The following is a 20,989-nucleotide window of genomic DNA, read 5'->3' as shown; positions in this document are numbered from 1 at the left end:
TTTTTTTATTGCGGCGCTTGCGCTTTTTTTAGTTCTTCACTTTTTCTTTTTTGATTTGTTTACTACGTAACTGTCCACATGCTGCGTCGATGTCTGTTCCTTGTTCCATACGTACTCCACAATTAATCCCATTGTTTTTCAGCGTTTGGAAAAATGCACTAATTGATTTTTCGGAGCTACGTTGGTATTGTCCATGTTCGTCTACTGGGTTGTAAGGGATTAAATTGACATATGATAAATGACGTTTGTTTTCGAGTAGCTTCGCTAGTTGCTGTGCTTCTTCTACATGGTCATTTACGTCTTTTAGTAAAATGTATTCAAATGTAATACGGCGATTTGTTTTTTCTAAATAATAATCTACTGCTGCCATGACTTTTTCGATTGGGAATGCTTTATTGATCACCATGATTTTTGTACGTAATTCATCATTTGGTGCATGTAAGGAAACGGCAAGATTTACTTGAATATTTTCATCTGCAAAATCAATAATTTTTTTCGCTAGACCACTTGTAGAAACGGTAATATGACGAGCACCGATTGCTAAGCCTTTTTGATCATTTACTGTACGTAAGAAACTCATTAAGTTTGTATAGTTATCAAACGGTTCCCCGATACCCATTACAACGATATGACTAACACGTTCGTCTTTTTGTAGTTGGTCTAAATGCTGTTGCACTTTCATAATTTGTCCGACAATTTCTCCAGCGTCTAAATCACGGTTTTTCTTTAGTAATCCACTCGCACAGAAACTACAGCCGATATTACAGCCTACTTGAGTCGTTACACAAACCGATAATCCATATTTAAAACGCATAAGTACTGTTTCAATCAAGTTGCCGTCTTGCATTTCAAATAAGAATTTAATCGTCCCATCTGCTGATTCTTGTTTAACAGATTCTTTAAGCGTTTGGATGACAAAATTTTCTTTTAATATGTCTAGACATTCTTTGCTTACATTTGTCATATCATCAAAGTTTTGGACGCGTTTAATATATAACCAGTCCCACACTTGTTCCGCGCGATATTTCTTTTGTCCCTGTCCTAATAACCATTCTATTAACTGGTCTCTCGTTAGACCATAAATTGATTTTTTCATTTTTAGCCCTCATTTCATCCGTATACAATTCGCCTATTATACTATAATTGTTTACATACGACAACTTATTATACAGGAATGGAATAATAAAAGGAATCATTTTGTTTAATCGTGAAATTTTTCGACAACAGTAGGAGAAAATAGTGGATTAATTTTATTTGGCTTGAATAGTATGTTAAGAGAGTTTCAATTCAATGAATCTACAAGTTAAGAAGAGGCTAAAAGGAATTGGGGTTGTTTAATATGGTTAAACGGACTAGAAGGATTGTTTCTAATAAAGTACGTAAAGGTCTTTTCAAGTTAGGCGCACTCATCGTCGGAATTTTCGCTTTCTTACCCTCTCATTTATTGGAGTCAGATATACAGAATTATGAGGACAGTATGGAGAAGGAGTTTGCAGCGTATGCATTAGAAACGACTGCTAGCATTTTTAGTAACACGCTGGAACAGTCATTCATCGTTTCATATGCAATTGAATCGATTGAAGTAGTGGACGGAGAACCAATATCTTCTGTTGTTATTGCCTATACTGCTTTTGGTCTTCCTTATGCTGAAATTATTGTTAAAGATAACTCAGCATATGTAAACAAAAAGCTACTCTTTCAAAAATAAGAAAAGCACAAGCACCCATTTCTACGGTAGTAGGCATGGTGCTTGCGCTTAACTTCAGTCTCGCTCTACTTCATTATCTCGAATCCAATCACTATAACTTCCTACATATAGCTTCACATCCGTATAACCTGCTTCTTTTAATCCTGCATAAAGTGGAGCCGCAGTAACTCCACTTCCGCAGTATGCGATGACTGGCTTGTTTTTGTCCGTTACGTGTTGCAACTGTTTTGCTAGTAGATCCTTTTCTAAAAACTTACCGTCCTGCTTCAACTGCTCCCAATCAAAGTTAACCGCAGTAGGAATATGTCCAGCAACAGGATCGATTGGTTCACTTTCTCCTTTAAAACGAAAAGCTGCGCGAGCATCTATAAGCTGTCCCTCCGACTCCCCTGCCACTACTTTCTTTACATCATCCACATCCAAATAAATTGCATCTTTCCAATCTGGTTCTACATCAGAAACAAGGATCACTGGTTCTTCCTTCGAAACTCGGAATAACTCCTTTACTATCTCATATCCTTCACGTAATACATGTACATTCGTAAATCCAGCCCATTCCAATAAAAAATATGCTCGTAACGCAAATGGAGAAGCTCCTTGATCATAAACGACAATAGCATCGTCCAGTTGAAGTCCTGCTTGTCTACATAGCTCCGTCATGTTTTCTTTTGAAATCATCGGATGACGTCCCATCTTACTCGACATATCCGATAGATCCTGTTCCAAATCCCAGTAAATTGCCCCTTCTAAATGACCTGTATCATACATTTCACGTCCTGCCGAAGGATTACCTAAGTCAAATCTAGTATCAATAAAAGTTACTTGCTCTGGTTGTATATCTTCCCAATTAATAAAAACATTCGTCATATCATTCGCCCCTTTAATTTGAAATGATGGCATACAGTTCTTTCCACTTCGCTAACATTTCCTCTTGTTCCAATAGCGCACGCTCTGCATCTAGTTGGCTAATCGAATCGTTTAACCATTTCAAACGAACTGCTTCCGCTTCCATATCCGCATATTGCTCTGCCCAGCTAAAAAGTCTGACTTGTTGTTCGCTCAAATAGGATTCTGCTTCAACTTTCGTTTGTTCGGAAAGTGAGTCACGCAACTTTTCTTTGTCGTTTTTCTCAAAGAAAGATTTATTGTTTTTATACAGGGATTTTACCTGCTCATACTTTTGAATTTGTTGGAATGGCCCTTCAAAGTCAAGCAAATCTTGATTTTCCAATTCATGTGGTGTGTAAATAAAGCTAGCATTCCAGTCTTTCAATACGCGCATCTCTTCTTTTTCTAGCTCCGTTAGCTGTTTTTGGATGAATTGCAATAAACGGAAGTTTGTTACACGTAGCTCTTGTTCGATATCAAAACGCAGCATGTTCAATATATCTTTCAGAGCGGTTTCTAAAGCGATACTCGCCGCCTGGTTTGAAAATAAGGAAGGGTTATACGCTTCTTTAAAAAATTCGTTGAAACGATAATAAACTCGTTGTAGCAAATAGTATAGCAATGTTTCGAGTTCCTGCTTCGCTTCTTTTGCTATTATTGCCCCTTTAGAATTTGTGTAACGCTTACGTATATTTTGTTCTAATGCACGTAATTCTCCTAACCTTTCGTCTTTTCTAGCTAAGTTCATTTCTGTTTGTTCAATCATCTGATGCAATTTCATTTGTTGACGCATTGTTTCTTCTTCTAATGTCGTCACTGCCATTTGTTTCAAATCATGCGCTAAAAATTGATAGAAGGATTCTTGAAACTGGAACATGCCTTCATGTAAAGGAACTTTCGTTTGTTTTTCCTGTAAGGCTTGCAAACTAGAGACTCCATATACACGAGGGAATCTGATTCCGAATCGTTGTAGCTCTCCTTGCACATAATTTTTGACAAGTGCCTCTTCTTCCTCATTCGCAGCAAGATCGATTGCATTGACGACGAAGAACATTTTATCTAACTCAAAGGAATCCTTCACTCGGCCTAGTTGGATTAAAAATTCTCGGTCTGCTTTTGCAAAAGCATGATTGAAATACGTCACAAATAGAACCGCATCTGCATTTCGAATATAGTCAAATGCAACACCTGTATGTCTAGCGTTAATCGAGTCTGCTCCCGGTGTATCAACTAATGTCACACCTAGTCTTGTTAGCTCACAATCATAATAAAAATCAATAAAATCTACAAAACAGCTGCGAGATTCTTCCGCAACAAAGAGACGAAATTCTTCTGCATTTACCCGTAATGTTTGTCCAAGATTTGCTTCGTATTGTGCATATCCTGTATGAAAAGCGACGATAAACGATTTATGTACCTCTTCTGTTACCGACTGCTCTATGACACTTGGTGCTTTTTCGTAAGCTTCCTTCAAGGAAGAAACAGTCACTCCTAGCATGCTATAGGCGAATTGCACATCTTCTAACAATTGCTGTTTTGTTTTCAGCGTAACATCTGCTGTATTATGTGGATGTTCTTCTGAAACAGGGTGAATTTTATTAATCGTAGCTGTTGTCGGATTTGGTGATACAGGTAATACATGCTCACCCATTAACGCATTCGAAAAGCTAGATTTACCAGCACTAAAAGCTCCAAATAACGCAATTGTAAACTGTTGATGTTCCACTCTACTTGCTTTTCGCTTTAAATAACTTGCGGCTTCTTTGAATGCCAGAAGTTGCCCGATTGCTTCAGCCATTTTATTCGCTCTTGCAAGTACTGCTTCTGGAGAGATTACTATTTCCTCTACTTCTCGCTGTTTTTCTTCTATTATTTGTACGGTCTTTTCTTCTGTTTCTTGCTCGATTGCATTATATTCAGTAATGGCATTTTCAAACGCATTCCGTTCTTTTTCCCATTCGATTAGTAATAGGTCTCGCTCTTTTCGAATAGCAAGTGAAGGTGTTTTGACTTCCTTTGTAAAAACTTGCATTTTGCCTTCCATTTCTTCAATCGTATGAATGGCAAGCAGTTTTTTATTCAATTGAAGAATCTTCTGCTCCACTTTTTCGCTTTCTTCCATTGGATTCTCATTTATTTCTTTCGCTATTTCTACTTTCCAGCTATCTGTCTCTCGCACGAAAAATCGATTAATCGCTTCTTGTACTCGATTGGCGTAATGGAGAATTGCATCCCCTGTTGTATTCGCACCTTCATGAAGTGATTCTTTTATAATGGATAATGGCAACTGGAAATCTATCTTCTCTATTTCTAGTACCTTTTCATCTGAAAGCAACGACACGTTTTTTAGCATATGCTTCATCCACTGTTTTACATGAGAAGTAATATTCGTATCTACAATTTTTTCTAATAATTCATACGCTGCCTGCAAACGACTTGCTCTTTCTTCTTCGGTTTTCTTTTTACTATTTAAAAAGCCGACTTTAAATGAACTTTGCATTGCTTCTGCATAAATTTTAAGCGCATCCCTCATCTCATAAGGCATTACGGACGCATTTTGTAAAATCGATTTTCGGCCCTCTTCGAATTCTGTTTTCCAAAGACTTGCATCTTGCAATTTTACATGTGTTTCGGATAGCTCTAATTGTTTTTTCAACTCTTCTTTGTTTTCCCATTCTTCTTTTGTCAGCTCTTCTTCGAATGTTTCGAAACATGTTTCTTTTTCGTCTTCTAGAAATTGCATATGTTCATCTTCTAGTTTCTTAATCGTGCTTTTCGCGGAAGTGATAAATAGCTCTTCTTTATGATTGATGGAATGATGCACAATTTGCTGCACTTTCGGAAAATCATTATGTACAAACGTTTTATCTTTTAATGAAGTAAAAAATATATCTTTTGGCTCCACTGACCAAGCTTTAAAAGCATTTGCTACTGATTGTTTAAACGCCTCAAATGATAACTCCTCTTCCCGATGTTTATCGACTTGGTTGACGATTAAATAGACATTTTCATTATAATGAAGTAATTGCTTCGTAAATTGGAAATTAAGTTCGGATTGCACATGATTATAATCCATCACATAGAATACTATATCTGCTAAATGGAGTGCTGATTCAGTGGAGACTCGGTGCGCATCATCCGTAGAATCCACACCAGGTGTATCCATAACGGTAATGCCTGCTGGTAATCCAGATGATTCATGTCCGATCTCAATTTGAGAAACTTGACTGCCATCTTTGGAATACTTTTTTACTAATCCAATATCATATTCTCCTGAAAATTTGACAGGTGCTTGATCGACAAAGTGAACAAGCGCATAGTTTTCCCCTGTTTTTTGAACAGTTACGATATTTGCGGATGTGGGAATTGGACTTGTTGGTAAAAGCTGTTCTTCGACTAACGCATTGATCATACTCGATTTCCCTGCGGAGAAATGCCCAGCAAAAGCAATTGTGAATGTCCCTTGTTCTAATTTCTGCGCAAATAATTTTGCCTTCGCATATCTTTCTTCATCTTGATGCTCGTGAAATAACGCAGCTAGTAATGCATTTTGTTCTTTTATACTATGTAAGTTCTCTGAATTGATCATATGAAAAACTTCCCCTTTATATTTCGACAATGTAGTTTAATCATATCAGAAAATGTTCAAAAAAATGACTCTATTTATATAGACAAATTAGATTTTTTGCACTTGTATCAAAAAGCTGCGTAATATGTTTTAGAAAAACTTGTTTGTGGAAAGATAAATGTACGGGGTATCTCTAACTAGTTTTAACGCATACTTACTATATTGTTTTAACTAAGCCCGAAATATAAATGAAAGAGAGGAGTTCAATTTGAGTCTAACTCCTAAGCAAAGAATAGAATTACATGGCTTTAATAATCTTACGAAGACCTTAAGCTTTAATATGTATGATATTTGCTATACAAGATCAAAAGAAGAACGAGAAGCTTATATTGACTATATCGACGAACAATATAATGCCGATCGTTTGACGGAGATATTAACGAAAGTGGCGGATATTATTGAGGCAAATGTTTTAAATATTGCAAAGCAAGATTATGAACCACAAGGAGCAAGTGTAACCATTTTAGTTTCGGAGGGACCTGTTGATGATTCCCCCGTGGATTCATTTAAAGAATCACCAGGACCGCTACCTGAAACAGTAGTGGGTCATCTAGATAAAAGCCATATTACCGTACATACTTATCCTGAGTATCACCCGGATGAAGGAATAAGTACATTCCGTGCGGATATTGATATTTCCACCTGTGGAGAAATATCTCCTTTAAAAGCATTAAATTATTTAATTCATTCATTTGAGACAGATGTTATGGTAATGGATTATCGTGTACGCGGCTTTACTAGAGACGTAACAGGTCATAAGTTATTTATTGATCATGACATAGATTCCATTCAAAACTATATTCCCATTAGCTTACAAGAATATTATCAAATGATCGATGTAAATGTATACCAGGAAAATATTTTTCATACAAAGTGTAAACTGAAGAAATTTGACTTAAATAACTACCTCTTCGGTTATAGAGAAGACGAGTTAAGCGATGAAGAAAAAATATCCATTACGAAAAAGTTAAAAACCGAAATGGATGAAATTTTTTACGCTAAAAACATAGCAAGATCAGAATAAACAATCAGGATAAAATAAAGACTTACCTTATTTAGTTTGGAGGAGAAATATGATGACCGTCCTAACAATGAAGGAACTGGCATTTATTGAAGATGAAATCCGAGCAGAAGAGATAATCGCAAAAACGATGAATTGGTGTGCTACCCAATGCAAAGACCAAGAGCTAAGAGCGACACTCGAGGAGATGGCAGAAGAGCATCAGTTAAAAATTGCAAAACTCTCCCAATACTTCAACCGAACAACCAACAAATAATAATTGCAAAAGGATGTGGTTCATTTGCCAAACAATATAGCTGGCCGCGGCTTAACAGATCGGGAAATGCTCCAGCTTTGCCTAGAGCTGGAAAAGGGCCGCTGTCGCAGCATCGTCAATACCATGTTAGAGACCACACATAAGCAGCTACGCGAAATTTACGAGCAATGTTTTGAAAATGCGAGCTCAAACCATTACAAGCTTTTTCAGATTATGGACAATAAAGGCTGGTATGAGACTGAGCTTGCATCTAAGGAGCAGATTAGCAAAGTACAGGAACTTATGCAAAATAACCTGCATCCAGGTGATTAGTTTTAGATAATACTTAAAAGCGTACAATTTAATGTACGCTTTAATTTTTGTCTATTTTTACAATAGAGCCGGTTTTCGATAGAATCATCCGCCTGAATTGTCCTTTTTTAATTTGTCCATATGAAATTAAATTATTCAAAAGAATTAACCATAGAGACCAATAAAAAAACAAAAACTATCATCATGATTCCAATGTTTATTTTAATATATTTCTTAGCACTTTTACTCCAATAAAACCTTTCCTTTTGTTATGACATAATTATTTATATCTTCATGCCCTTTTAATGATTAAAACTTATACCCTACCCCCGTCTATGATTCAACTGTCACCATATCAAAAGGCATTGCCTTACCATTCACTAGAACATCTATTACATCATGTTCTGGGTCTATCGTTAAATAAAATGTATTTTGCTTTACAACATCATCTTGTAGATTGGTTACCTTGAACTTTATAGTTACCTTATCCCCTTGGGTTTCTACATCAGTTTCTACTTCTCCACTTGAATGGAAAACAATATAATAACCTTTTTCACTATCATTAATTAATTGAAGTTTTAAATTTGAATCAACTTTGTGTTGCACATTATTAGGTACATTTTCAATTTCACTAAAACTCAATGTTGATGAATTACAAGCTGATAAAAACGAAACTACCATAATACTAATACAAATATTTTCTTCAAAACTTTCACTCCTCCTGCCTTATAATTTTATACGGTTAAAAGAAATATAAGTTCCACTTCTTAGTAAACTTTCCATCCTGAATTTTAAAAAGTCCATTGCTACTTATTCAACTGCTATGTTAGTTTAACGTGTATCATTTCACAAAATTGCTCATTATAAATAATTGGTTAATTACTTGTGTGATAACTTATTTCAGCTAGATTACAAACATACCATTAATGGATAAGTAGATTAAGATAAGTTCCTTGTAAAACCTGAGAATTTAGACTTACGGGGAAACAGAGGTTTTAAATAACCTAAACCCTAAAAGTACTTTTTTTGAATTATAAAGCCAAAGCGGAATTCCGCACGAGACCGACTTTATACCAGTACATCCGGAAGTTCGTCTGTTCTTTTCCACAAGAAAATTCTCACCATATTTAATTTTTCAGCCATCCGGCATATCCTTTGGCATTCCTTTTCCGTGAGGAGTGGCTTCAGCCTCTGTTCTGCCAACTTCACCTAAGCTTCAGACCCATTAATCTGTCCAGTATGACGCATGCAGGAATCTTAATGGGATAGTTTCAAAATACATGATTTTATCATTTCTATCCTCGGTTATTAAGTTGGGATTTCTGAAGAAATCCCGTGTTTTTTCGCATATTAGTGCTTATAACAAAACTTGTCGCGCTGCCTCTTAGTTAAAGAAGGCATATTAGAATGCTCTATTCACATAGATTAATTATAGTAATAGTAAAAAAATATTGAACGACTTAACTTGTTAAGACAGCTATAATCGAATGTTTTTTAATAAATATCGATTTAAATTGGGGAGTGAAACATGGGGATTATTAATGGAAAAGATTATATTAACCGATTAAATCAGCTAAATAATGAAATTTGGTACGACGGTGAAAAAATTGAGGGTTTGCTCTCTGAACACCCTGCCTTTAAGGGACTTATTCAGTCAAAAGCGGCTCTTTATGATTTGCAACATGACCCAAAAATAAAAGATGAGATGACTTTTATTTCCCCAGTATCAGGAGAACTTATTGGCCTTTCCTATTTGCAACCAAAAACGAAAGAGGACTTAATAAGAAGAAGAAAGATGACTGAACATTGGGCCAGGTATTCAGGGGGTATCATGGGAAGAAGCCCAGATTATTTGAACACAGTATTAATGAGCTTTGCTTCTTCAGTATCTTTTTTAGAAAATAAGGACAAATGTTTTCCAAATAATCTACAAGCATTTTATGAATTGTCCAGGGAAAATGACCTGTCGTTTACACATACCTTTATTTCTCCACAAGTGAATCGTTCTCATATCTACTTTGAAAATACGGATGAGCCAATTGCTGCAAAAGTTATTGATAAAAATGAAGAAGGAATTATTATTAAAGGTGCCCGTCTTCTTGCTACGCAAGGTGGATTAACAGATGAAGTATTAGTATTTAGCGTTGGTAAATTTCTATTTAATGTAAATGAAGCTTTTGCCTTTTCTATACCTTCTAACACGAAAGGAATAAAGTTTATTTGTAGGGATACATTCATCGGAGGCCAATCTTCTTTTAATCATCCATTAAGCTCGCGGTTTGAAGAAATGGATTCTATCGTTGTTTTTGACAATGTATTAGTACCTTGGAATAGGGTATTTTATTACAACAATGCGGAAGTAGCCGAAGAATTCCCAATTCAAAGCTCTTTCCATCCCTTTACTAAGCACCAAGTATTGACTAGACAAATTGTAAAAACAGAGTTCGTCTTAGGTATTGCTGAGCTTCTAATCGAAACGATTAAAATAAGCGAGTATCAACATATCCAAGAAAAGATGTCAGAAATCATCATTGGTCTAGAAACGATGAAAGCCTTGTTAGAAAAATCGGAAAATAACGCAAAATTAGATGAATGGGGATATATGCGGCCAGAAATCTTCCCGCTTCAAGTTGCCGGTAACATTTTTCCTAAAATCTATCCTCGTTTCACTGAAATTATCCAGCTAATCGGGGCTAGTGGAATGATTACATTGCCAACCGAAAAAGCATTTCATTCTATTATTAGAAGTGACTTAGATTTTTATCTTCAAGGAGCAACTAAGACCGCAGAGGAAAGAGTAAAAATATTTCGGTTAGCTTGGGATCTAACAATGAGTTCATTTGGAACAAGACAAACCCAATATGAGCGTTACTTTTTTGGCGATCCGATTCGATTATCAAGTGATTTATATAAGAAATATCCCAAAAATGAGTATGTAAAGGTAATCAGTAATTTCTTAAATCTAAAAAAAGAAGAGTAACAGAAGTTCAATTATTGCCTTAAATGAATACAGGTTTAATAATTCCTTTTTAGGATTAAAATACTACGCTCAATCTTTTTTACATTGAGCGTTCTATTATTTTTGCAATGATTCCATGCTCTTTTAACCATATTTTAGCTTTCCTTAAATCCTCTAAATCAACATTAAATGCAATATGTTTTTATGAAACGTGGAAAGGAATTTCTAATCCTTTCTCTTTCTATAAACCAATCCAACACTCTTATTCATTGATTCAATAAAGTGTAACATTTCACAATGGATCACCAAAATCTACTTGTTATTTTGGACGTAAAAATAGATCCGCGAAATGATGGTCATGTTTAACTACCCCCCCTGTTAGCTTAAGTGCAATTCTTCACAATGTATTTTAATTGTTGTCAATCAGCCTTTTTATTGCACTAACGACTAATGCTGGTTCATCATTCTGTATATAATGGGCACTATTATTAGCAATTACAAATTCTCCGTTTGAGGATATTTCAAGAATCTCTTTCTGCATCTCATTCCATAATCCTTGTGATTCCTCCGAATAATGAGCTTTCTTTCCCGCTGAAAGAACAATTAATGGGACATTTAACATTCTTCTTGATTTCTTCAACTGTTTTAAGCTTTCCATAAACTCATCAAAATTACCTTCGTAAACAAATTGCTTGTTGTATGCTTGTTGAAACTCTTGTGACATCTTTGGGAGAAATCTTTCTCTATAATCTTCGGGTGTAGAATCGACCAAGACAAGCCCACAAACTTCATTTTGATATTCAGTCGCATACAAACGTGTATTAACGCCACCAAATGAATGACCAACTAATATGTATGGAGGTTTTATATTTGCTTGATTAAGAAGTTCATGCAATTCTCTTACCATCTCACGGCTCGTTCTTGAGTTAGAACTTGATTCACTCTTCCCAAGTCCTGCTCTATCATAAATGAGAACATCAGACAGCATTGATATATCACTAATCACTGAATCCCAAGCCTTTGAAGTGTCTCCATACCCAGCATCCATTACAATAGTCGGTCTTCCCTTATTTTCTCCAACCAATTTAGCGTATAGTTTACAATCACTTATTTGTACAAACATCTCTTTTGTCATTAAGTCCGTTCCCTCTCTTTTTGTTAATTCGATTAGTAGTTATAATATCATCTTTTATCCCTCTCTTTTGAACTAACCCGCCCCTTTAGTCAAGTAAAACACCTATTAGTTTAAGAAGGATAAGCCTTTTTAAAAACACCCTTTATATTCTCCCATCCATAAACTAATTCATTGAGTTTCTTGCCTGCAATTTCTACCTCTACTTTATCTATTACTTTACCACCCAGTGATTCATAGAATAATCTCGATTCATTATCTTCTAATACAAAAACAAGCATTGTATTTATTCCTAATTGCTCAATCTTCTCAAATACTGGTTTTGCTAATAGTTTACCTATCCCTTTTCCTTGAAACCCCTTTAGAATATAAATAGAATTCAGTTCTCCTTCATAATCTTTATACTTTCCACTTCTTTCTTTTCCTCCTGATGAAAATCCAACAATCTGACCTAGTTCATTTTCTGCTACAAATACATTGCCTTTAGGAATATTATTACTCCACAATTGCTCACGTTTTTCATAAGACAAGTTATTCAAAAAATCGTCTGCAATAATATATTTATATGTTGTTCTCCAACTATCTACGTGAACTTTAGCAATACCTTTTGCATCTTCCAAAATTGCTTCTCTTATTATCATATAAATCGCCTCCTTTTTTTATATATTAATATTTTTCCGACTTTAATGTACATACTTCATCTTTGAACTTGCCCCGTTAATGAAAAAGACGCCGTATTTACAACAATTTTTAAAGTGCTTTACCCCTTCTTGAAGTAAAGCACCCGTTAGTTGAAGAAAACAATCGTATGAAATCAATTATGTTTAATTATTAAGTTGTTTCCTATCTCAAGTTGTTTAGTTGATTTTACTTCAATCTCACAGTCCAATATTACTTCAACTGAATGTTTTTTAGATTCCACAAAAGAAATGATTTGTCTTCCAAGAGAAACTGTGATTGTACTATCATTTATTTTATAATCTTGAAAAAGTGCTTTTACTATATTTTTGTCTTGTTCTGTCAATGTGCCATAAATCTTTACTTCTAATATTCCATTAATATTCTTTTCCCTACTATTTGGTACCATATATTTTTGCATAAATGCTTTACTTTTTTCATTATTAAGCTGTTGTAAGAAAAATTGAAAAGGCATTCCTTCAAATTTAGGTAAATATGAATTTTTCCAAGGCATTGTCTTACTTAGTAGTTTAAAGAACCATTTAAATTTTAAAGGTTCTGGCGTCGATACTTGAATATTCCGTCTAATAAGTTTCCGATATGTTGCTTCAATATCATCTACTTCTAAAGCAAAACCAATAAGTCCCCTATGCCCACTATGATAGTCCTCAGTCCAACTTTCTATCCACCCCCCACCATCTTTTGATTTGATATTAATCAATTCAAAATATTCATTCCCAATCCATATGTTCGATACCTTAAATCCTTTTGTACCCTTTCCCCATTTCGGTTCATATGGAAGACCTATAGAGTGAACTTTCTTAATAAAATTTTCATCTTCTTGTACAAAACTATCGACATTTACAACTAAATGGTCAATCTTCAAATAATTCTCCCCCAATCAGCGTTTAGATTTTCTTTCACTAATCTGCCCTTTACTTTAATACGTTTGAACCGATTAGTGGTTCCGAATTTTGAGGAATTAACAAAAATTCATTTCTGCTAATTGAACTATTGCACCGTTAGTAGAAGAAGAAAAAAGAGCCTTCTAAACGGCTCCATGTTCTTCAAGGTTATTCTTCTTCTTTAGGAGTAAAATTAATTTTAGCAACATCACTAATAATTGGGAGTGTAGGCTCGTCTGCCGCTTGCACCTGACTATCAACCCATATTTCAACATATTGGTCTTTTTCAAAGTTTGCAGCTGAATAATACTTCGTATCCAACTGAATAATTCCCTCGCCATCATCGTTCAACCCAAAACCATTTCCCTGAATTAACAGTTGGGCTTTATTTCCATCAACTTTTACTATTATTCCTTTAATACCTGCTGAACGATTAAATTCACTATTAAACTTTGGATTTGCAGGGTCTTCAACGGTTTGTTGATTACAAGCAGATAATAATAACACTAAAATAAAAGCAAAAAATAACTTTTTAATTTTCATATTCTACACCTCATAAATTTTAGACATCAAATAGTCATTTAGTTTCGTTATTGAATTAAATGTCCCTTTAGTATAATAAAAAATGCTTTACTCCTTCTTGAAGTAAAGCACCCGTTAGTTTAAGTAAAATGTTTCACAAATATTTTTTATGAATATACACTTGATTTTTTCTTTGCTTTCACCCTCCTTACTTGGAACAGATTTAGCTGCTTTAACAGCTCTTTTGCTTGGTTCATCTAGAACTAGAGTAATCACTTGGATGGGAATCAGTTTAGTCATTTGGTCAATTCTTATGACAGTTGGCTCTGTTTATGGCCTCAAATACATAAATGGGATTTAAATTTAGACACCATAACAAAAACTATTTATCTAGTCAGTAAATAGTTTTTGTTGTTAGCTAGAAATTGTTTTGATCTTCAATACTACTTTATTGCTCAGTGAAGTGACATCTTTATATTTATTACTATCAACCGAGTTCAAAAATTTCCATTTTTTTAATAAACAACAAAAAAGACACTCGATAATGAGTGCTTTTTTGTTCTAGTTTTATTAAATTAAAGCAGGCGACATTAAAAAAAATCACCCAGACTTAATACTATTCCAATAAATGAAAGGACGAACACTAACAATATCAATAAAATTATAATAGGGGCTATCTTCTTCAGAAAGCCTTCTTCTTTGTTATTAAACGCCAAATAGCTAAGTATCAGACTAAGTACACCTGCGATAATGGAAGTGAAAAATAATATTTTTAGAAGTACAACCATCGAGCCTTCAGGCTCTTGTGGTGCAATTGCATAAGAAGTAAAAATAGTTATTGCACAAATAGTACTTAATATGGCAGACCACTTGCTATATTTTTTGTTCATTGTGTTCCCCTACCTTTTTCCAAATAATACCATTTATTAGATTTAAGTAGTCATTGTTCAATTATTTATTCTCTCATTATTTCCAATAAACCGTAGTCATCCCTATATTGGAACCGACCGATTTTAGTTGTTTTTGGTTACTTATTTATTCATTTAGCTTTTCAATCGTCAAACTAATATTACTGGCTCAAATAGCCAATCTTTTGAACCATAATTTTCATCATCAGATCCTCTAATATCTTTGGAAATTTTATTTTCTATTATTAAATCACGGAACTTCTTACTGAATAATGTTCTTCGCTCACTAAAGAACCCAGTAGTGAAAGAATCTCTCCAGAAATTTATTATTACTTTCTTTGTCAACCCTTTATCTATTGCTTAAAGTTGATTTTTCCCCTATCTCTTATGCACCCGTTAGTACAGCGAGCTAACGAGTATTGTAAAAGTAAAAACAATAAAGGCTAAACATAAACTAACAATTATAGTATTAGTAGTCGTAGCTTCATTATTTTTTACTTTTTTCATAATAGCAACTAGATTTACACATATAATTATCGCGAGTATTGGATTAATGAAAACTCCTAAATCTTCTACAAAGCTAAACACAGCATTCACCTTCCACTTTTCTTATTGAGCTAACCTGCCTAAAAAGAGCCACCTATGTAGCTCAATGCTCTTCAAGTTTAGCCCCGTTAAATGAAGAAGTAAGAAAAATAAATATGCCTACTATCATTTTAAGTTATTGTTAGCTAAATTCTCCCAATCCTCAAAGGACAACTTTTCTGTAATATGTTTTAAGTTATTTGGCACTTCAACATAACACATTAATTCTAAACTGTTTCCATCTGGGTCATTGAAATAAACTGAAGCATTGCCTTGATGTGGTCGAATAAATGGTTCAATAGATTTTCTAGCACCAAATGGCACTCCCTCAACATTAATAGAATCTAACCATTTTATAGACTCTTTTAAATCATCATATGAAACTTGGAAAGCAATGTGTCGTAAAGACGGGTGGTATGGAGTTTGATACTCATTTCCTTCCCATAAACCCAACCAACTTTTACCTTCTTCAATCCAAAAGAAAGCAGTGTCTTCATCACGCCAAGCCATTTTCAAACCTAGTTTCTTATAAAACTCAATTGAATTTTCTAAATTTCTCACTGGCAAATGTGCTTCATATAAACCTTTTATCAAAATAACACCTCTTTTTAAAATGATTACATTTATAGTAGCAATATTTTAAATATTCCACCTCGTTCAAAGGTCTAATGTTATTTAATTGTGTTCTTTATTCATGTCTTTCTTCAACTTACCTGCCCCGTTAGTCCAATAAGAAAAGGGAAATCTTTTTAATTATGTATACAAACTTTAACTATTGCACCTGTAACAAATTCAATCTATATATAAAAGTAAAACAAGTTAGCCCACCTTTAAACTGACACGTTCTACTTTCCTATTGATAAATCTTCTACCCCTGTAGTAGTACTTTTTTCACTCTGTGCATTTTGACCGAAATTATCTAAATTAAGTATTAATGTTTCTTTTAATTTATTTAAAGACTCTTCATCGGGATAGAAGTACCATACTTTTTTCTTTTCTAACTCGCTATATACCTTCTGATTAGTACCATCTAGTTGTAATTGCTCAATTGGAGATGACTTTATTGTTTGATACATTTTTAGCAAGCCAATATATTCTGATGAAGGAATATTGGTTCTCACGTTTTCGCCAACTTCTATCATCATATCGTCAACTTTTGTTATGTTACTAATGCTTGTGGCTTTAGTGATTATTTCTTGAATAACTTGTTTCTGACGTGTATTTCGTCCTTTATCGCCTTCTAAATCATTTTTACGCATACGTACATAAGCAAGAGCTTCATTACCATTTAAAAACATCGTCCCTTTAGTATACGTTTTCCACTTTAAACTTCCTGTAAGCTGAGCTTTAAATGGAAATGGAACTTCAACATCAATCCCACCTACAGTATCAACAATATCTTCAAATCCTTGAAAATCGGTGGAAACATAATAATCGATTGGAATATCCAACAGGTTTTCCATCGTATTAATTGTGTAGTCCATTCCTCCATTAGAATAGGCATGATTTATTTTATCTTCCATTCCTAGTTTCTCAATGAAAACCCTTGTGTCACGTGGTATGTTTACCATAGATATTTTTTTTGCTTTAGGATTAACTGTTGCTAGAATAAGCATATCCGAACGACCATATTTTTCTCCCTCCTCACGTTCTATGCCTGCCAGTAATATTGTAAATGGAGAGTCCTCAGCTTTTACATTATCAAAATTGGAATTATCTTTTTCTTTATCGCGATCCAAAGCCTTGTACATTTTGGAAGCTGCATTTTTCGTTTCAATAGAAAGGTTAATTGCGAAAACGAAAACTCCAGACAATAAAAGCATAGAAATGATTAGAGTAATATATAGAGCTTTTCTTTTTTTCTTAGTTTTTCGATTTGTACTACGTGAATTAACCATATCCAATCCCCCAATTTTGCGACCAAAATCCACACCTTTTTTGTTAAAATTACAAGTTTTATTATTAATTTAGTTATATCATTTAAAATAAAAAAATAGTAATATATATTATCTCAAGTTAATTCAGCATCATATCGAAGAATATACTAATAATAACGAAAATTCAATCGAAAAAGTTTCTTATTGAACTAGTGTAGTAGGAGGGAACCCCTCACAGAACCGTACTTGCGCTATTCACGCACACGGCTCCTCCAAGTCACCATTCACAAAATGTAGCTATTCTCTTTTCTTTGGTCATATATATTCTCTTAATTATCGGTGAAGGTAATGGAAGTTTATGAAGAAAGAGACTGAATTTATCCCAGGTAAAGGATTTTTAGCTCTCCAAGACTCGCTACGAGTGAATGGCTAGTTCTTTCTAGCTGGGAGTCCCGCCCGCTATATGATACGACCTACGCTCGGCCTCACACCTGCTGATCTAGTCCAATAAGAAAAGGCTTTACTCCTTCTTGAAGCAAAGCTCCTGTTAGTGCAATAAAAAAAGAGCTGCCTACGCAGCCCGTGTTCTTCGGCTAAAGAAAATCCTTCCTAATCCCATGCATAATATCATGATTATTATTGAAATGATGTATCCCAATTTCATCCGTATTCTACTTCTTTTGCTTCTCGAATACTTTTATAGGTTTCGGTTAGTAAAACTGTGTCTTCCAGCAATCGTGCAATACGGAAGAAAATAAGATCATTTACTATTTCTTTAAGACGGTAATCCTTTTCTTCTATAATTAATCTTAGTTATTGTGCTAATGGACCCCCTTAGCAAAAAGGTACTAAGGGGGTATTTAGGATTGATTTAGGTTCGTTATTTAATTGCTTAATTATTTTTTTTTTCAATTTCCCGTCTTACTACTGGCATTACTTTAGTTGCTAATAATTCAATCGCACTTTCAACCTGGGAAACAGGCTGACATATATCGAGTTGCATGATAAAGCGGTTATGTCCAAATAATTCATATTGATAAAGAATCTTTTCAATGATTTCTTCAGGTCCTCCAACAGCAAGTGCATCATTTTTAGAAACAGCTGCTGCCACTTGATCTTTAGGAATATTTCTTCTCATCATCGTTCTTATGTAATTAGAATAATATGGGTAAAATTCATTAACAGCCTGTTCTGCAGTCTTGCCTATATAGCCATGGCTTGTGATGGCAATTTTTAAATCCTCTTCTGCGTGTCCTGCCGAAATCCCAGCTTGACGATAGGCTTTTACTAAAGGTTTTACATAAAAAGGATTACCTCCTAAAATAGCGAGTGCCATTCCAAACCCTGCCTGTCCAGCGCGAATTGCACTTGCAGGGGTTCCTCCTACTCCTCTCCAAACAGGAATCTTATCTTGTTTTGGTCTAGGTGCAATCTCGCTATTACTTAATGGCGAACGAAACTTCCCTTGCCAGGTAACACGTTCATTATTATTTAATTCTTGTAACAATTGTAATTTTTCTTCAAAAAGTTCATGATAATCATCCAAGTTATAGCCAAAAAGAGGGAACGATTCGATAAATGCTCCTCTACCTGCCATAATTTCCGCACGCCCACCAGAAATTAAATCTAATGTCGAAAAGTCTTCAAATACTCTAACAGGATCTGCTGTGCCTAATACAGTAGTAGCACTTGCTAATTGAATATTTTTTGTTGCTTGTGCAATCGCTGCTAACACAACAGGTGTCGATGAAACCGCAAAATCCAAACGATGATGTTCCCCTAAACCAAAAATATCCAATCCAGCTTCATCAGCTAGCTTCGCTGTCTCAATGATATTTTGAATACGCTCTTCTGCAGAAATAATCTTTCCGGTAATAGGATCACGAATTAACTCTCCAAAAGTATAGATACCAAATTCAAACTTCTCTTGATTTGTCTTGCTCATAAGGCAATCCCCTTTCTTTCATATAATTACTTTCCTTAAATAAAATAGAGTCCAGCGAATATTGTCTAGCACCTGTAAGAGCTAGTAAGAGCTACAGCTGCTGATAAAACTTATGTTGTAAGACAGTATTCATATACTCCTTTTTGTTCTCCCCCGTTGATAAAAGAGATGAAATGATAAAAAATTCATTTTTTTTGTGCTTTATAGACCACTAAGCAACAACAAAATGTAGTCACAGCAAAAATAATCGAAACAGCTGCTTTTATTTTTTTCATTATATTCTCCTCCATCCATCTTTTAGTTTGCCTCAATAAAATATCAGCAGTCTAGGAGTTCATTCTCCCTAGGCTACAAATTTTGTAAATCTAAAAACCGCGCGAGATCAGCAACCCCAATCTAAAACATCATTTTCAACGAACAAAAAGAAAGAAACTACTATGATATTTCTTGCTATCTATGATTGCGATTATTTTATCCCAATTGTTGTTTTCTTTTTATGGTAGTGGCAACACTCTGCACGACCATCATCGCTACATTAATTACAATCAACCCCGCAATTGCAGTTGAGAAGCTATCCGTCGCATCGTGAATCCAGCCAAGAATAAGGGGGCCGGTTGCCCCAATCACATAGCCTACTGATTGAGTCATAGCAGACCAAGCAGCCGCTTCCTGAGGATTGTCGGTAGCATCTAAAGGCAGTAGTAGATTGAGAGAAAACAAGCCGCCGGCACCTACACCAATAAAGAACGTGGCAACCAATGGTCCAATGGAGAACGCAAGCATTCCAAGCCCGACCAGTTGCAACAGCGTTGCAACCGTTAGCCAAAGGCGACGGGAAGGGAATTGGCGAAGCAAGATTGGCAGAACAAGGCTTACCGGAATCTGAACAACGACGAATACCGTAAGCGCGCTGGCAGCGTAGGACTTACTATAGCCCATCCCTTGAATAATCTCTGGCAACCAAGCTGTGATTGAATAGAATAGCATGGCCATTAAGCCGAACGTCAGTGTAAGAAGCCATGCTTTCTTATTTGTCCATGGCATTCTCGTCTTCGTGCCATTGGAAGCGATATGATCTTGCGGTCTAATATGCCGCATAACGAACAACCACCATAACAGCACTGCGACGAAAGCGAGTACCCCCCATATCCCAAGAGCGCTCTGCCAAGAGTTCATACTATTCTGCATCGGCACGATTAAGCTCGAGCTTAGTGCTGCTCCTAGAGTAAGCGCAACCGTGTATATCGCAATCATCGAGGGCACATGCTTAGGAAAGTGGCGCTTAATAAATCCGGGAAGAAGCGGTCCTGCAAATGCAATCCCTATACCCGCTATAAAAGCAGTAATTAATAAAAATGAGGTTGATTGCGTGAAGAACCTAAGAATAGTACCGACTCCGATCACAAGCAGCGACCATCCCAATACCCGCTCAATACCCCATTTTCCGCTAAACTTTATGGCTACAGGAGCGAAGAGTCCCATGCAAAGAACAGGAATCGAGGTCAGCAAACTCGCTACAGAGGCGTTCATTCCTAAGTTGGTTCTAATCGTTTCGAGCAATGGTGCGATCGAGTTAATTGAAGGACGCAAGTTTAATGATGCAATAAATAAAGCTATTATCATTAGAATATATTTTTTTTTCATAAAATTTTCATAATCTCCTTAAGACTGTTATTATAAATTTTG

20 protein-coding genes are annotated in these 20,989 nt (G+C 35.1%); 6 read left to right on the top strand and 14 right to left on the bottom strand.

The features are described 5' to 3' along the window. Nucleotides 1–28: 28 nt before the first annotated feature. Nucleotides 29–1,096, bottom strand: a complete 1,068-nt coding sequence (gene rlmN / locus BMZ04_RS09045; protein WP_093268344.1) for a dual-specificity RNA methyltransferase RlmN — start codon at nt 1,094–1,096, stop codon at nt 29–31. Between the two features lie 243 nt (nt 1,097–1,339). Between rlmN and BMZ04_RS09040 the strand changes: the two genes are divergently transcribed. After that, entirely contained in the window at nt 1,340–1,708 is a 369-nt protein-coding gene (locus tag BMZ04_RS09040) for a hypothetical protein (RefSeq protein ID WP_093268340.1), read from the top strand. Between the two features lie 54 nt (nt 1,709–1,762). Here BMZ04_RS09040 and BMZ04_RS09035 read toward each other — a convergent pair whose 3' ends face one another. Then, on the bottom strand, nt 1,763–2,575 hold the full coding sequence (locus tag BMZ04_RS09035; RefSeq protein WP_093269568.1) for a sulfurtransferase: 813 nt from the start codon (nt 2,573–2,575) through the stop codon (nt 1,763–1,765). Between the two features lie 13 nt (nt 2,576–2,588). Then, nucleotides 2,589–6,185: a dynamin family protein gene (locus BMZ04_RS09030; protein WP_093268335.1), complete on the bottom strand. Its 3,597-nt coding sequence runs from the start codon at nt 6,183–6,185 to the stop codon at nt 2,589–2,591. Between the two features lie 247 nt (nt 6,186–6,432). On the opposite strand from BMZ04_RS09030, the gene speD reads away from it, so the two are divergent. From speD to BMZ04_RS09015, 3 genes are read left to right on the top strand one after another with little or no spacing between them, the layout of a single operon-like run. After that, nucleotides 6,433–7,248 (top strand): adenosylmethionine decarboxylase, encoded by an 816-nt coding sequence (gene speD, locus BMZ04_RS09025; RefSeq protein WP_093268331.1) that lies wholly within the window; start codon nt 6,433–6,435, stop codon nt 7,246–7,248. Nucleotides 7,249–7,300: 52 nt separating this feature from the next. Next, the gene (locus BMZ04_RS09020) at nt 7,301–7,501 is read left to right on the top strand and encodes a hypothetical protein (RefSeq protein ID WP_093269563.1); all 201 of its coding nucleotides are present in this window, start codon (nt 7,301–7,303) and stop codon (nt 7,499–7,501) included. A gap of 24 nt (nt 7,502–7,525) precedes the next feature. Beyond that, the gene (locus BMZ04_RS09015) at nt 7,526–7,813 is read left to right on the top strand and encodes a spore coat protein (RefSeq protein ID WP_093268327.1); all 288 of its coding nucleotides are present in this window, start codon (nt 7,526–7,528) and stop codon (nt 7,811–7,813) included. Between the two features lie 312 nt (nt 7,814–8,125). On the opposite strand, the gene BMZ04_RS09010 is transcribed toward BMZ04_RS09015, so the two are convergent. Next, on the bottom strand, nt 8,126–8,473 hold the full coding sequence (locus tag BMZ04_RS09010; protein WP_093268322.1) for a hypothetical protein: 348 nt from the start codon (nt 8,471–8,473) through the stop codon (nt 8,126–8,128). 847 nt (nt 8,474–9,320) lie between these two features. On the opposite strand from BMZ04_RS09010, the gene hpaB reads away from it, so the two are divergent. Then, the gene (hpaB, locus tag BMZ04_RS09005; protein WP_093268318.1) at nt 9,321–10,772 is read left to right on the top strand and encodes a 4-hydroxyphenylacetate 3-monooxygenase, oxygenase component; all 1,452 of its coding nucleotides are present in this window, start codon (nt 9,321–9,323) and stop codon (nt 10,770–10,772) included. Nucleotides 10,773–11,160: 388 nt separating this feature from the next. Here the strand turns inward: hpaB and BMZ04_RS09000 are convergent, their stop codons facing one another. The 4 genes from BMZ04_RS09000 to BMZ04_RS08985 all read right to left on the bottom strand — a co-directional run bounded on the left by BMZ04_RS09000 (nt 11,161) and on the right by BMZ04_RS08985 (nt 14,009). After that, nucleotides 11,161–11,886, bottom strand: coding sequence for an alpha/beta fold hydrolase (locus BMZ04_RS09000; RefSeq protein WP_093268313.1), 726 nt, complete (start codon nt 11,884–11,886; stop codon nt 11,161–11,163). A gap of 110 nt (nt 11,887–11,996) precedes the next feature. Beyond that, nucleotides 11,997–12,524: a GNAT family N-acetyltransferase gene (locus BMZ04_RS08995; RefSeq protein WP_093268307.1), complete on the bottom strand. Its 528-nt coding sequence runs from the start codon at nt 12,522–12,524 to the stop codon at nt 11,997–11,999. A 173-nt stretch (nt 12,525–12,697) separates the two neighbouring features. Next, nucleotides 12,698–13,447, bottom strand: coding sequence for a VOC family protein (locus BMZ04_RS08990; RefSeq protein ID WP_093268302.1), 750 nt, complete (start codon nt 13,445–13,447; stop codon nt 12,698–12,700). A 187-nt stretch (nt 13,448–13,634) separates the two neighbouring features. Continuing rightward, nucleotides 13,635–14,009 (bottom strand): hypothetical protein, encoded by a 375-nt coding sequence (locus tag BMZ04_RS08985; RefSeq protein ID WP_093268297.1) that lies wholly within the window; start codon nt 14,007–14,009, stop codon nt 13,635–13,637. 148 nt (nt 14,010–14,157) lie between these two features. Here BMZ04_RS08985 and BMZ04_RS08980 point away from each other — a divergent pair, with 148 nt between their 5' ends. Further along, a complete protein-coding gene (locus BMZ04_RS08980) occupies nt 14,158–14,349 on the top strand; it encodes a hypothetical protein (RefSeq protein WP_177184395.1) in 192 nt (63 codons plus the stop codon). Between the two features lie 229 nt (nt 14,350–14,578). Here BMZ04_RS08980 and BMZ04_RS08975 read toward each other — a convergent pair whose 3' ends face one another. The 6 genes from BMZ04_RS08975 to BMZ04_RS08945 form a co-directional block, all read right to left on the bottom strand. Further along, the gene (locus BMZ04_RS08975; protein WP_093268293.1) at nt 14,579–14,878 is read right to left on the bottom strand and encodes a hypothetical protein; all 300 of its coding nucleotides are present in this window, start codon (nt 14,876–14,878) and stop codon (nt 14,579–14,581) included. Nucleotides 14,879–15,046: 168 nt separating this feature from the next. Beyond that, entirely contained in the window at nt 15,047–15,241 is a 195-nt protein-coding gene (locus BMZ04_RS08970; RefSeq protein WP_093268288.1) for a hypothetical protein, read from the bottom strand. 366 nt (nt 15,242–15,607) lie between these two features. Further along, nucleotides 15,608–16,075 carry a VOC family protein gene (locus BMZ04_RS08965; protein ID WP_093268284.1) on the bottom strand — a complete coding sequence of 156 codons (468 nt, stop codon included), beginning with the start codon at nt 16,073–16,075 and terminating at the stop codon, nt 15,608–15,610. Between the two features lie 251 nt (nt 16,076–16,326). Beyond that, on the bottom strand, nt 16,327–17,379 hold the full coding sequence (locus BMZ04_RS08960) for an LCP family protein (protein ID WP_093268280.1): 1,053 nt from the start codon (nt 17,377–17,379) through the stop codon (nt 16,327–16,329). Between the two features lie 871 nt (nt 17,380–18,250). Further along, nucleotides 18,251–19,303, bottom strand: coding sequence for an LLM class flavin-dependent oxidoreductase (locus tag BMZ04_RS08950; protein ID WP_093268277.1), 1,053 nt, complete (start codon nt 19,301–19,303; stop codon nt 18,251–18,253). 471 nt (nt 19,304–19,774) lie between these two features. Continuing rightward, a complete protein-coding gene (locus BMZ04_RS08945) occupies nt 19,775–20,947 on the bottom strand; it encodes an MFS transporter (RefSeq protein WP_093268272.1) in 1,173 nt (390 codons plus the stop codon). Between the last annotated feature and the right edge of the window lie 42 nt (nt 20,948–20,989).

The organism is Psychrobacillus sp. OK032, assembly GCF_900111345.1.
Taxonomy (GTDB): domain Bacteria; phylum Bacillota; class Bacilli; order Bacillales_A; family Planococcaceae; genus Psychrobacillus.
Note: the sequence above shows the minus strand (reverse complement) of the source record. Positions and strands in the feature narration are given on the sequence as shown.

Coding starts and splice junctions, on each gene's coding strand:
- BMZ04_RS08975 (WP_093268293.1), bottom strand. CDS start 14,878: ATGAACAAAAAATATAGCAAGTGGTCTGCCATATTAAGTACTATTTGT.
- BMZ04_RS08960 (WP_093268280.1), bottom strand. CDS start 17,379: ATGGTTAATTCACGTAGTACAAATCGAAAAACTAAGAAAAAAAGAAAA.
- BMZ04_RS08995 (WP_093268307.1), bottom strand. CDS start 12,524: ATGATAATAAGAGAAGCAATTTTGGAAGATGCAAAAGGTATTGCTAAA.
- BMZ04_RS08950 (WP_093268277.1), bottom strand. CDS start 19,303: ATGAGCAAGACAAATCAAGAGAAGTTTGAATTTGGTATCTATACTTTT.
- BMZ04_RS09040 (WP_093268340.1), top strand. CDS start 1,340: ATGGTTAAACGGACTAGAAGGATTGTTTCTAATAAAGTACGTAAAGGT.
- BMZ04_RS09020 (WP_093269563.1), top strand. CDS start 7,301: ATGACCGTCCTAACAATGAAGGAACTGGCATTTATTGAAGATGAAATC.
- BMZ04_RS09010 (WP_093268322.1), bottom strand. CDS start 8,473: ATGGTAGTTTCGTTTTTATCAGCTTGTAATTCATCAACATTGAGTTTT.
- hpaB (WP_093268318.1), top strand. CDS start 9,321: ATGGGGATTATTAATGGAAAAGATTATATTAACCGATTAAATCAGCTA.
- BMZ04_RS08945 (WP_093268272.1), bottom strand. CDS start 20,947: ATGAAAAAAAAATATATTCTAATGATAATAGCTTTATTTATTGCATCA.
- BMZ04_RS08985 (WP_093268297.1), bottom strand. CDS start 14,009: ATGAAAATTAAAAAGTTATTTTTTGCTTTTATTTTAGTGTTATTATTA.
- BMZ04_RS09035 (WP_093269568.1), bottom strand. CDS start 2,575: ATGACGAATGTTTTTATTAATTGGGAAGATATACAACCAGAGCAAGTA.
- BMZ04_RS08980 (WP_177184395.1), top strand. CDS start 14,158: ATGAATATACACTTGATTTTTTCTTTGCTTTCACCCTCCTTACTTGGA.
- BMZ04_RS09000 (WP_093268313.1), bottom strand. CDS start 11,886: ATGACAAAAGAGATGTTTGTACAAATAAGTGATTGTAAACTATACGCT.
- BMZ04_RS09030 (WP_093268335.1), bottom strand. CDS start 6,185: ATGATCAATTCAGAGAACTTACATAGTATAAAAGAACAAAATGCATTA.
- rlmN (WP_093268344.1), bottom strand. CDS start 1,096: ATGAAAAAATCAATTTATGGTCTAACGAGAGACCAGTTAATAGAATGG.